The sequence below is a fragment of the Streptomyces sp. NPDC050806 genome, from assembly GCF_055586425.1.
In genome coordinates this window covers 247,106-259,798 of sequence record NZ_JBVJIF010000009.1, presented here as the reverse complement: position 1 = coordinate 259,798, position 12,693 = coordinate 247,106, and the positions used below count along the sequence as shown (strand labels likewise).

Annotated in this window: 6 protein-coding genes; 4 read left to right on the top strand and 2 right to left on the bottom strand. The window is 74.0% G+C overall.

All coding sequences use genetic code 11. The annotated features are described in order from the left end of the window. Nucleotides 1-14: 14 nt before the first annotated feature. From ACZ6WH_RS28320 to ACZ6WH_RS28305, 4 genes are all read left to right on the top strand, one after another. Nucleotides 15-2,777: a discoidin domain-containing protein gene (locus ACZ6WH_RS28320; protein WP_469731683.1), complete on the top strand. Its 2,763-nt coding sequence runs from the start codon at nt 15-17 to the stop codon at nt 2,775-2,777. 105 nt (nt 2,778-2,882) lie between these two features. Continuing rightward, complete coding sequence (locus tag ACZ6WH_RS28315) at nt 2,883-3,920, top strand: esterase-like activity of phytase family protein (protein WP_469731681.1); 1,038 nt, start codon at nt 2,883-2,885, stop codon at nt 3,918-3,920. A 64-nt stretch (nt 3,921-3,984) separates the two neighbouring features. Then, nucleotides 3,985-7,944: an ABC transporter ATP-binding protein gene (locus ACZ6WH_RS28310; RefSeq protein ID WP_469731679.1), complete on the top strand. Its 3,960-nt coding sequence runs from the start codon at nt 3,985-3,987 to the stop codon at nt 7,942-7,944. A gap of 106 nt (nt 7,945-8,050) precedes the next feature. Further along, complete coding sequence (locus ACZ6WH_RS28305; protein WP_469731677.1) at nt 8,051-9,493, top strand: S28 family serine protease; 1,443 nt, start codon at nt 8,051-8,053, stop codon at nt 9,491-9,493. Between the two features lie 154 nt (nt 9,494-9,647). Here ACZ6WH_RS28305 and ACZ6WH_RS28300 read toward each other — a convergent pair whose 3' ends face one another. Both ACZ6WH_RS28300 and ACZ6WH_RS28295 read right to left on the bottom strand, forming a co-directional pair. Further along, nucleotides 9,648-11,471 carry a phosphodiester glycosidase family protein gene (locus ACZ6WH_RS28300; RefSeq protein ID WP_469731675.1) on the bottom strand — a complete coding sequence of 608 codons (1,824 nt, stop codon included), beginning with the start codon at nt 11,469-11,471 and terminating at the stop codon, nt 9,648-9,650. 252 nt (nt 11,472-11,723) lie between these two features. Further along, nucleotides 11,724-12,515, bottom strand: a complete 792-nt coding sequence (locus ACZ6WH_RS28295; protein WP_469731674.1) for a hypothetical protein — start codon at nt 12,513-12,515, stop codon at nt 11,724-11,726. Between the last annotated feature and the right edge of the window lie 178 nt (nt 12,516-12,693).

The following is a 12,693-nucleotide window of genomic DNA, read 5'->3' as shown; positions in this document are numbered from 1 at the left end:
GTCGACGGAGAACAATGACGTACTCCCCACGTCCGCTGCCGCGCGCCGGCCGGCGGCTGCTCGTCCCCCTGCTCGCGGGCGCGCTCATCGCGGCCGTGCCCCCCGCCTCCTCGGCCGACGCGCCGGCCGGGGGCCGCGCCGCGGGCCCGGCGAAGGGCGCCACCCCCACCGCCGACGGCTCCTGCGCCTCGGACGGTCCCGGCTGGACGTCCACGTCCACCCGCATCGATCCCGAGGACAGCCACCACCCGTACGTCGCCAACGGCTACCTCGGGCAGCGGGTGCCGCCCAACGGGACCGGGTACGCGGCGACCGGCGGGAAGACCGGCTTCCCGCTCTACACGCCGCGCTACGACGGCGCCTTCGCCGCCGGGCTGTTCGCCGAGGGCCCCGAGTCGGTGAAGAAGCGGCAGGCCATCGCCGCACTGCCCACCTGGTCCACCCTGAACGTCGCCACCGGCGGCTCCGGTGGCGAGACCTTCAGCGCCGCCACGAAGCCCGGCCGGATCTCCCACTACCGGCAGACCCTGCTGATGCGCTGCGGCCTGGTCCGCACGTCGCTGACCTGGACCGCCGCCGACGGCCGCGCCACCGACCTGGTCTTCGACGTGCTCGCGGACCGCACCCGCGCGCACACCGGCGCGGTGCGGCTGCGGATGACGCCGCACTGGAGCGGCCCGGCCACCGTCACCGACACGCTCGACGGGCGCGGTGCCCGCCGGATCACGCAGACCGGCGGCGGCGCCCGCTCCGGCGACCGGACGCAGGACGTCACCTTCCGTACGAACGGCACGAACACGGCGGGCGCCGTCGCGTCGACGCTCCGTACGGGCCCGGGCATTCGTTCGGGAAGTGAACAGAAGGCCGCGGCAGCGAAGAAGCTGACGGTGCATCAGGGTGTCTCGTTCCCGGTGCACAAGGGACGGACGTACGAGGTCGCCAAGTACGTCGGCGTGGACACCGCGCTCACCTCCGACCACCCCAGGGACGCCGCCACCCGCGCCTCCCAGCAGGCCGCGGCGCGCGGCTGGGACGGCCTCTACCGCGACCACGCCGCCGCCTGGCAGAAGCTGTGGCGCTCCGACGTCGAGGTGCGCGGCCGGGAGCGGCGGGACCTCCAGGCGTGGGTGCGCTCCGCGCAGTACGGACTGCTCGCCAACTCCCGCGAGGGCTCCGGGGACAGCATCGCCCCGACCGGTCTGACCAGCGACAACTACGCCGGTGAGATCTTCTGGGACGCCGAGACCTGGATGTACCCGGGCCTGCTGGCGGCCCACCCGGACCTCGCCCGGTCCGTCGTGGACTACCGGTACCGGACCCGGGACGCCGCCCGCGCGAACGCCAGGAAGCTCGGCTACGACGGGCTGTTCTACCCCTGGACCAGCGGCGGCAAGGGCGACCTGTGGAAGGAGTGCCACAGCTGGGACCCGCCGCACTGCAAGACCCAGAACCATCTGATGGGCGACGTCTCGCTGGCCGCCTGGCAGTACTACCTCGCCACCAAGGACACCGGCTGGCTGCGCGAGCGCGGCTGGCCCGTCATGCAGGGCATCGCGCGGTTCTGGGCCTCCCGCGTGACCAAGAACGGTGACGGCAGCTACTCGGTCAAGAACGTCGCGGGCCCCGACGAGTACAGCAACGGCGTGGACGACGGCGTGTTCACCAACGCCGGTGCCGCCACCGCGCTCCGCCACGCCACCCGCGCCGCCGCCGTCCTCGGCAAGAAGGCCCCCGCCTCCTGGAACACCATCGCCGGCAAGCTGCGCATCCCGTACGACAAGAAGAAGCAGGTCTTCCAGCAGTACGACGGCTACAAGGGCACGACCATCAAGCAGGCGGACACCGTGCTGCTCCAGTACCCGCTGCAGTGGCCGATGTCCGACGCCGCCAAGGCGAAGACGCTGGACTACTACGCCGCGCACACCGACCCCGACGGCCCGGCGATGACCGACTCGGTGCACGCCATCGACGCCGCCGAGACCGGCGAGCCCGGCTGCGCGACCTACACCTACCTCCAGCGGTCGGTCCGGCCCTTCATGCGCGGCCCGTTCCACCTCTTCTCCGAGGCCCGCGGCGAGAAGGCCGGCGCCAACGACCCGCTGTCGGGCTCGCCCGCACAGGACTTCCTCACCGGCAAGGGCGGCTTCCTCCAGGTCTTCACCCACGGCCTCACCGGCCTGCGGCTGGGCGAGGACCGGATCACCCTGGACCCGACGCTGCCGCCGCAGCTCGCCGACGGCGTCACCCTGCGCGGCCTGCACTGGCAGGGCCGGACGTACGACGTCGCGCTCGGCGCGCACCACACCGAGGTGCGGCTGACCGGCGGCGAGCCGATGACGGTCGCCACCCCGGAGGGCGAGCGGGTCGTCAGCCGGGGTGCCCCGCTGCACCTGAAGACCCGCCGGCCCGACCAGGAGCCGACCGCCAACGCGGCCCGCTGCCGGCCGGCGAAGGCCACGTCCGAGGAGCCCGGGATGTACGCGGGCGCCGCGGTGGACGGCAACACCACCACCGCCTGGGTGCCCGACGCCACCACCGGCACCCTCACCGCCGACCTGGGCGGCGTCCGCCGCGTCGGCACGGTCACCCCGCACTGGACGGACAAGAAGCCCGAGTCGTACCGGATCCAGGTCTCCCGCGACGGGCGGCACTGGACCGGCACCGGCTACGACGGGAAGTCACCGGCGCGGTACGTACGGGTCACCGTGCACGGCAAGGACGGTGACAGGACCCGGCCCGGCATCACCGAGCTGACGGTGGCCGAAGCGAAGGACTGACCGGCGGCCGTTCCACGGGACGGAACGTGTGATGCGGGCGGGGCGCCCGGGGGAAGGAACCCCGGGCGCCCCGCCCGTCGCCGTCCCGCCACTGGAAGGACCCCCGTGCGCCTCACCGCCGCCGTACCCGCAGCCCTCGCCGCCGCGCTGCTCGCCGCCGGAACGCTCCCGGCGGCCGCGGCCCCGCCCGGAACGCCCGCCACCGGCCACGCCTGCTCGCCCCGCGTCTCCGTCGACCGCTGGTCCGACGCCCTGGACAAGCGCTCCGTCGACGGCACGTACGTCGGCAACTTCTCCGCGCTCGCCCGCGACACCGACGGCGACCTGCTCGCACTCTCCGACCGGTCCGCGCTGGTCACCCTCGACGGCCGGACCCGCGAGCCGCTGCGCGCCGTACCGCTCGCCGACGAGCACGGCGCGCCGCTGGACTCCGAGGGGCTGGTCGTCGAGGCGAACGGCGACCGGATCGTCACCTCCGAGACCGAGCCGTCGGTACGCCGCTACGACCGGGCGGGCCACCCGCGCGGCAGCCTCCCCGTCCCCGGCGCCCTGCGGGTCGCCCCGGCCGGCCGGTCCACCGGCAACCAGACCTTCGAAGGGCTGACCGCGGGCCCCGGCGGCCGCACCCTCATCGCGTCCATGGAGGGCGCGCTCACCGGCGACGGCACCGACGCGTGGGGCCGGTCCCTGCACCGCTTCCAGACCTGGGAGCGGCGGCCGCACGGCGACTACGCGCTCGGCCGGCAGTTCGCGTACCCGGTCGAGGCGGGCATGACCGTCCCCGAGATCACCGCGCTCGGCGACGGCCGCCTGCTCGTCCTGGAGCGCACCTTCACCCCGCAGGGCAACGTCATCCGCCTCTACCTCGCCGACCCCCGGCACGCCACCGCGACCCAGGACACCGAGCGGCTCACCGAGGCCGTGCGCCCCGCACGCAAGACCCTGCTCGCCGACCTCACCCGCTGCCCGTCCCTCGGCGCCCCCGCCAAGCAGCCGCAGCTCAATCCGCTGCTGGACAACATCGAGGGCATGACCGTGCTCGGCCGGCACGCGGGGCGGCTGCACCTCCTGCTGGTCAGCGACGACAACCAGAACCCGAAGCAGATCACGCGGCTGTACGACATGACCGTCCGTGTCCGGTGAGCGGCGTGCTGTGACGCCCACGGTTACGTGAATTGTTGCGGTGGGATGAAAACACCGGTCGGCGATGTTGGTGCCTTGCGGCAGGGAGTCGACCGGTGGGAGGCATCGCGTGGCGGGCACGGACACGGCAGAAGAGGGCTGGGCGCGGCGGCTGACGCGCACGTGCTGGCAGTACAGGAAGGACGTACTGCTCGCGCTCGGCTCCTCGCTCGCCGGGATGGCCGTCATGGCGCTGGTCCCGCTGGTGCCGAAGCTGATCATCGATGACGTGATCGTCAAGCACGAACGGTCCCTCGCCCCGTGGGCCGCCCTGCTGATCGTCGCCGCGCTCGCCGTCTACGTCCTCACCTACATCCGCCGGTTCTACGGCGGCCGGCTCGCGCTGGACGTGCAGCACGATCTGCGTACCCGCATGTACCGAGCGATCACCCGGCTGGACGGGCGGCGCCAGGACGAGCTGTCCACCGGCCAGGTGGTCGGCCGCGGCACCAGCGACCTCCAGCTCGTGCAGTCGCTGCTGTTCATGGTGCCGATGATGCTCGGCAACATCCTGCTGTTCGCCATCTCGCTGGTGATCATGGTGGTGCTGTCGCCGCTGCTCACCGTCGTCGCCCTCGCCGTGGCGCCCGCCCTGTGGTGGATAGCCAAGCGCAGCCGCGTCCGGCTCTTCCCGGCGACCTGGTACGCCCAGGGGCAGGCGGCGGCCGTGGCCGGCGTGGTCGACGGCGCCGTCTCCGGCGTCCGCGTCGTCAAGGGCTTCGGCCAGGAGGAGCAGGAGACCGGCAAGCTCCGCGAGGTCGGCCGGCGGCTCTTCGCCGGCCGGCTGCGCACCGTACGCCTCAACGCCCGCTACACCCCCGCGCTCCAGGCCGTACCCTCCCTCGGCCAGGTCGCGATGCTCGCCCTCGGCGGCTGGATGGCCACCCGCGGCCAGGTCTCGCTGGGTACCTTCGTGGCCTTCTCCACCTACCTCGCCCAGCTCGTCGGCCCGGTCCGGATGCTCGCCATGGTCCTCACCGTGGGCCAGCAGGCCCGCGCCGGCGTGGAGCGGGTCTTCGAGCTGATCGACACCGAGCCCGTCATCGAGGAGCGCCCCGACGCCGTCGAGCTGCCCGCCGACGCGCCCGCGACCGTGGAGTTCGAGCACGTCACGTTCCGGTACGGCGACGACACCGGCGCACACCCGGTCCTGGACGACTTCTCGCTGCGCATCGAGCCCGGCGAGACCGTCGCCGTGGTCGGCACCTCCGGCAGCGGCAAGTCCACCGTCTCCCTGCTCCTGCCCCGCTTCTACGACGCCGGCGCGGGCCGGGTGCTCGTCGGCGGCCGGGACGTGCGCGACCTGACCGCCGACTCGCTGCGCGGCGCCATCGGCCTGGTCCCCGAGACCAGCTTCCTCTTCTCCGACTCCATCCGGGACAACATCGCCTACGGCGCCCCGGACGCCACCGACGAGCAGATCCGCGCGGCGGCCCGCGCCGCCCAGGCCGACGGCTTCATCTCGGCCCTGCCCGACGGCTACGACACCGAGGTCGGCGAGCAGGGCCTGAGCCTGTCCGGCGGCCAGCGGCAGCGCGTCGCGCTGGCCCGCGCCATCGTCACCGACCCGCGCGTGCTGATCCTGGACGACGCCACCTCCGCGGTGGACGCCCGGGTCGAGCACGAGATCCACGAAGCGCTGCGCGGCGTCATGGCCGGCCGGACGACCCTGCTGATCGCGCACCGCGCCTCCACGCTGGCGCTCGCCGACCGGGTCGCGGTCCTCGACGCCGGCCGGCTGCTGGACATCGGTACGCGCGAGGAGCTGGAGGAGCGCTGCGAGCTGTACCGCAGGCTGCTCACCGACCCGGACGAGCTGGGCGGCGTGGAGCGGGACCCGGTGGGGCGGGCCGCGACGGCCGGGGCCCGCTCCGGGGAGGCGGCGGCCACCGGGCTGCTGGAGGGCCCGGCCACGGCCGGCGCCGAGGACACCCGGCCGCGCCGCGTGATCGACGGCGTCACGCCCGAGCTGTGGGTCCGTACCGAGGGGCCGGGCGACACCGGCCGGCAGGAGGGCGGCGGGGCACCTGACGCGGCCCTCGCCGGCCGGCCCGGCGGCATGGCCGGCGCCCTCGCCGGGATGCCCTCCCCCAAGCGCTCAACTTCGTTCGAGCAGGGGGCACCCCCATCCCCCGAGCTGCTGGAGAAGGTCGCGGCCCTGCCCCCGGCCACCGACACCCCCGACGTCGACGAGGAGCGGGCGGCCCGCCCGGAGAGCGCCTACGGCCTGCGCCGCCTGCTGGCCGGCTTCGGACGCCCGCTGCTGGTCGCGCTGGCGCTGGTCGCCGTGGACGCGGTCGCCGGACTGCTGCTGCCCGTACTGATCCGGCACGGCATCGACGACGGCGTCCAGCGCGCCGCGATCAACGGCGTCTGGGCCGCGTCCGCCGCGGCACTGATCGTCGTGCTCGCCCAGTGGGCCGCCCAGATCGGCTCCAACCGCATGACCGGGCGTACCGGCGAACGCGTCCTCTACGCGCTCCGCGTCAAGATCTTCGCCCAGCTCCAGCGCCTCGGCCTGGACTACTACGAGCGCGAACTGACCGGCCGGATCATGACGCGGATGACCACCGACGTCGACGCGCTCTCCACCTTCCTCCAGACCGGCCTGGTCACCGCCGTCGTCTCCGTCCTCACCTTCTTCGGCATCCTGGTCGCCCTGCTGGTCATCGACGTCCAGCTGGCCCTGGTCGTCTTCGCCACGCTGCCGCCGCTGATCATCGGCACGTACTTCTTCCGCAAGCAGAGCGTCAAGGCGTACGAGCTGGCACGCGAGCGGATCAGCGTCGTCAACGGCGACCTCCAGGAGAGCGTCGCCGGCCTCCGCATCGTCCAGGCGTTCCGCCGCGAGCGCAGCGGCACCGACCGCTTCACCGAGCGCAGCGCCGCGTACCGGCAGGCCCGCACCCGCGGCCAGTTCCTGATCTCGGTCTACTTCCCCTTCGTCCAGCTGCTGTCCTCGGTCGCCGCCGCGCTCGTCCTGATCGTGGGCGCCGACCGGGTCTCGGCGGGCACCCTGACCGCGGGCGCGCTGGTCGCCTACCTCCTCTACATCGACCTCTTCTTCGCCCCCGTGCAGCAGCTCTCCCAGGTCTTCGACGGCTACCAGCAGGCATCCGTGTCCCTGGGCCGCATCCAGGAACTGCTGCGCGAGCCGACCACCACCCCGGCGGCCGAGGAGCCCCGCCCGGTGCGGCAGCTGACGGGCGAGATCACCTTCGACGACGTGCACTTCCGGTACGCGACCGCCGACGGCGAGCAGGCCGAGGCCCTCTCCGGCATCGCGCTGACCATCCCCGCCGGCCAGACCGTCGCGTTCGTCGGCGAGACCGGCGCCGGCAAGTCCACCCTGGTCAAGCTGGTCGCCCGGTTCTACGACCCCACCACGGGGGCGGTCCGGATCGACGGCACCGACCTGCGCGACCTGGACCTGACCGGCTACCGCCACCGCCTCGGCGTCGTCCCGCAGGAGTCGTACCTCTTCCCCGGCACCGTCCGCGACGCCATCGCCTACGGGCGCCCCGACGCGACCGACGCCGAAGTGGAGGCCGCGGCCCGGGCGGTGGGCGCGCACGACATGATCGCCATGCTCGACGGCGGCTACCTCCACGAGGTCGCCGAGCGCGGCCGCAACCTCTCGGCCGGCCAGCGCCAGCTCCTCGCCCTGGCCCGGGCCGAACTGGTCGACCCCGACGTGCTGTTGCTCGACGAGGCGACCGCGGCACTCGACCTGGCGACCGAGTCCGTGGTGAACCACGCGACCGACCGCCTGGCCGGCCGCCGTACGACACTGGTCGTCGCGCACCGCCTCACCACCGCGGCCCGCGCCGACCGTGTCGTGGTGCTCGACGGAGGCCGCGTCGCCGAGGACGGGCCGCACGCCGAACTCGTCGCACGCGGCGGCCGCTACGCCGAACTGTGGCGGTCCTTCACCGGCGACTTCACAGGGGACGTCACGGGAGAGGAGGAGCGCGTACGGGTATGAGCGGAACCGTTGCCGGGTGTGACCGGAACCGCCGGTCGGGGGGTGGTCGGTGGCAGGCCGTACCGATAGGTTCAGCGCGACCTTTGCGAACCCCAGGGGAGGGCGCATGCGCAGAACGCTCAGATGGCTGTTGTCGCTCGTCGTGCTCATAGGCACGCTCGGCGCGGGAACCGCCACGGCAGGGGCGGCCACCGTCGCCGGGCCGACCGGTACGACCGCGGGCAGCCGCGCGGAGACGGACATCAAGGACCGCCTCCTCGCGATACCGGGAATGAGCCTCGTCCAGGAGAAGCCGGTCGACGGCTACCGCTACTTCGTCCTGAACTACACCCAGCCGGTCGACCACCGGCATCCGGGCAAGGGCACCTTCCAGCAGCGCATCACCGTGCTGCACAAGTCGACGGACCGCCCCACCGTCTTCTTCACCTCCGGCTACAACGTCTCCACCGAGCCGACCCGCAGTGAGCCCACCAAGCTCATCGACGGCAACCAGGTCTCCATGGAGTACCGCTACTTCACCCCGTCCCGGCCGAAGCCCGCGGACTGGAAGAAGCTGGACATCCAGCAGGCCGCCGCCGACCAGCACCGCATCTTCCGCGCGCTGAAGCCGGTCTACGCCAAGAACTGGATCGCCACCGGCGGCAGCAAGGGCGGCATGACGGCGACCTACTACCGCCGCTTCCACCCGCACGACATGAACGGCACCGTCGCCTACGTCGCGCCCAACGACGTGGTCAACGACGAGGACTCCGCCTACGACCGCTTCTTCGCCACCGTCGGCACCGCCCAGTGCCGCAAGGACCTCGCCGCGGTCGAGCGCGAGGCACTGAAGCGCCGCGGCGAGATGGTCGACCGCTTCCAGAAGAAGGCCGACGCCGAGGGCTGGACCTTCAAGCTCGCCGGGAACACCGACCGCGCGTACGAAATCATGGTCACCGACCTGGTCTTCGGCTTCTGGCAGTACCAGCCCGCCGCCACCGCCTGCGCCGAGGTCCCGAAGCCGACGGCCACCACGGACGCGCTGTGGGCCTGGATGGACAAGGTCGGCGGCTTCAGCAGCTACACCGACCAGGGCATGGAGCCCTACCTGCCGTACTACTACCAGGCGGGCACCCAGCTCGGTGAACCCGGCTACCAGTACCCGAACGTCGCGGACCTGCTCCGCTACCCGGGCATCAACAACTCCCGTACCTTCGTCCCGCGCGACATCCCCATGTCCTTCGACAAGAAGGCCATGCCGGACGTGGACCGCTGGGTGCGCCACCACGCCCAGCAGATGATGTTCGTCAACGGGCAGTACGACCCGTGGAGTTCGGAGCACTTCCGGGTCGGCAAGGGCGCGAAGGACTCCTACGTCTTCACCGTCCCCGGCGGCAACCACGGCTCCAACATCGCGAAGCTGAAGGAAGCCGACCGCACCAAGGCCACGGCCCGCCTCCTGAAGTGGGCCGGCGTGCAGCCCGCGGCGGGCGAGCCGGCGCCGGCGGCCCCGTACAACAAGAAGCTGGACAAGCAGCAGACCCAGCGGATGCCGCTGCTGCGTCCGTGAGCACGGGCGCAGCGTAGGGACGGGCGCGGCGTCATGACGAGCGCTCCTGCGTTGCGCAGGGACGGGCGCTTCCGCACAGCGTGATCCCCGGCGTGGGCCCGGGCGGCAACCCCGCCCGGGCCCACTGCCGTACCGGGCCCCGCGTCCGGCTTCCTCACCGCCGCAGCAACAGGGCGTCGCCGATGGGGCGTTCGCCGGTGGCGTCGGACGGCGTGGTGATGAGCCGGCCGTCGACGGCCATGCCCACGGAGCCGCCGCCGTCCAGGTTCATCGCCTGGGTGGCACCGAGGGACCTGATGAGCGCTGCGGCCTCGGTCAGGCCGAGCCCGTCGCTGCGGCCGGGCCGGCGGCCCTCGACGGCGAGCAGGAGAAGGCGCCCTGCCCGGTCGGTGCCGAGCACCATGCGCGGGTTGCGCTTGATGCCCCAGGAGTACCCGAACGAGCGGTCACCGGGATGTTCGATGCCGTCGCCCGCGAAGTCCACGGCCACCTTGCCGTCCCGGACCAGCTGCGGCCCGCCGTTGACGATGTCGTCGCGGCCGGTGAGCCGCACGGGGCGGCCGTCGGTGCCGGTGATCCGCTCGTGCAGCCGCACCGCGGAGCCGGGCGCGGCGTGCGCGCGCAGCCACCGCTCGCCCGCGCCGGTCCCGGCCAGCACGGAGCCGCCCGCCGGGACCGGGCCGCCGCGCGGCCGCAGCTCCCGCACCCGGCCGTCGGCGTCCAGCACCGCCTCCACGCCCGGCCCGGCGGGGGTCGCGGCCCCCAGCTCCGATGTGAAGCGGACGATCTCGTCCGGGTCGGTGCAGGTCACGTCGTGCAGCGGCCGCTCGGTGGGCGCGTCCCCGCCGGTGCCGCCGCAGTTGCGCACCTTCCCCGGCACCCGGTTGATGCCGTCCACCGGCTCCGTGGCACCGCCCGCCGTGACGGCCAGCTCCGTCCGCAGCCGCCGGAACTCGGGACGCAGGCCGTCGCCCCGCAGCACGGCGGCGACACGGCCGTTCGTCGCGGCGCTCTGCAGCCTCCCGCCGTACGCGGCGATGCCGGCCGCGGCCCCCGGTACGCCGTCCTTCCCCTCCATCACGAAGAACCCGGCGTTCACCGCGAGCAGCGCGTCCGACCGGGCCGCGAGGTCGCTGACCTTCTCCCGCCCGGCCACCCCCGCCCCGTAACCGGCGTCCAGCCGCCCTGTGTAGGCCCGGGGATCGATGACGGCGACCTTGACGCGCGCCAGCCCGGTACCAGGGGTGCCGTCGGCACCGGTCCACTCGCTCACCGCGTCGAAGCCGGCGGCCTTCAGCGCCGTGCGCGCGTCGTCGGCCCGGCCCTGGTCCCCGTACGTGCCGACGCGCACGCGCACACCCACCGTGCCCCGCTGCCGCGCCCCGGCCGGCCAGCGAACGTCCTCGGACCGCGGCGCGAATCCGGCGGCGCGCAGCGCACGGGCCAGCCCGTCGGCCGCCTCCCGGCCGTGCAGCACCGCGCCGCCCTGCCGCACGGTGACCGTCCAGTGATCGGCCCCGGGACGCCCGGCCAGCGTCCCCTCGTACAGGCCGACGCCGGGCGCGAGCCGCTCGTACCGCCGGTCGGTGAAATTCGGGGGGAGGGTGAATTTGGTGGGGAGGGCGAACTTCGCGGGGAGGGTGTGCGGTTGCGGGGCCCGCGCCGACCGGGTGGTGCCGTCCGGGCGGGTGGTGCCGTCCGTCCGGGCGGCGGGGGCCGAGCGGGCGAAAGCGGCGGGGGTCGTGGCTCCGGCCCCGGCTCCGGCTCCGGCCCCGGCACCGGCTCCGGCCCCGGCCTCGGCACCGGCTTCGGCCCGGTGCGTGGCCGGGCAGGGGATCAGGAATGTCGCGGCGAGCGCGGTCACGAGCACGGCGGACAGGGCGGGCGAGAGCGTGCGGGACGACGCGCGGGACGACATGCGGGAGGACGTGCGGGACGACGGCAGGGAGGCAGGCGGGACGGGACGGGGACGCGGCACCGGAACTCCTTCGGAACACGGCGGGGCGGGGCAGGGCACCGGGATGGCACCACGAAAACCCGTCGCGCGAAAGGAAAACGGGCGGAGGGGAGACGGGGGAGAGGTGACGGGTGGGTGACACCGGGGGCGGGCCCGGAGGCCGCGGGCCCGGCGGCCGCGGCGGGGCGCTTCGGCCCGGGCCGAGGCGGTGGGGCGCTTCGGCCCGGATCGATGCGGCGGGCGCGTCAGTCCGGTCCGAGGCGGTCGGGGGCGTCAGCCGGGACCGAGGCGGCGGGCGCAGCCCGTGGTGTGGTCGGGGAGCCGGAGGTACAGGGCCGTCCCGGAGGGGCACGAGGAGCGGGCCCGGACCGTCGCCGTCACCTCGTACTCGGGCCGGTGGCGCGTGCCGGAGCGCGATTCGCCGGAGTGCGACTCGTTGGAGTGCGAGCGGCCGGAGTGCGATTCACCGGAGCGAGACCCGCCGCACGGGGTCTCGCGGGCCTGGAGCCCGGTGGCCAGGTAGACGCAGTCGCCGGGCACCGTACGCGGGCCGCCGCCCCGGCCGGGATCTCCGGGGTGCGGCGCGCGCAGGTTGCGCATGCAGGCGTACCCCTGGGGGACCGAGCCGTCGCCGTCCTCGTCGGCATCCGGCCGGTGCTCGCTGATGTGCAGCACGAAGTCGGTACGGGCCGGGCAGCGCGCGCCCCCGCCCCGCCCTCCGGAGTGCCGCGCCAGCACCCGCGCCGCGGCGGCCCCGCTCCCGCAGCCCACCTCGTGGAAGGCCGCGCCGCGCCCCCGCGTGCTGCACTCGCCCCGGTCCAGGAACACCGCACCGTAACCCGGCGGGAGCATGCCGCTCGGGCGCGCACCGCCGGCGCCGTGCGGCCGGGCACCGGCCTGCTCCTGACAACCGGTCAGCAGCAGGACGAGGGCAAGGGCGAGTACGGAAACGAGGACGGAGCCGGAGACGAGGACTGAGCCGGGGACAGAGAGGAGGACGGAGCCGGGGACGGAGCCGAGGACACGGACGGGGACTCCTCCTGGCGTTCTGGCGTTCCGGGACATACCGGCCCAGCGTGGCCCGCCGTGACGGGCACACGCCAGCCGGGACCGGCGTATTGCGCACGCGGTACGAGGGATGCGGTACGGACACCCGCGATACCCGCCGTACGGAGGGGCGTGGGCACGCGCCGTCGCCGGGCCGGCGATCACGGGGCCACGACAGCGACGCCTGTGCGCCTGC

Bases quoted from the DNA above. Each gene is read 5' to 3' on its own strand.
- ACZ6WH_RS28320 (WP_469731683.1), top strand. From the start codon at position 15: ATGACGTACTCCCCACGTCCGCTGCCGCGCGCCGGCCGGCGGCTGCTC.
- ACZ6WH_RS28310 (WP_469731679.1), top strand. From the start codon at position 3,985: ATGTTGGTGCCTTGCGGCAGGGAGTCGACCGGTGGGAGGCATCGCGTG.
- ACZ6WH_RS28305 (WP_469731677.1), top strand. From the start codon at position 8,051: ATGCGCAGAACGCTCAGATGGCTGTTGTCGCTCGTCGTGCTCATAGGC.
- ACZ6WH_RS28295 (WP_469731674.1), bottom strand. From the start codon at position 12,515: ATGTCCCGGAACGCCAGAACGCCAGGAGGAGTCCCCGTCCGTGTCCTC.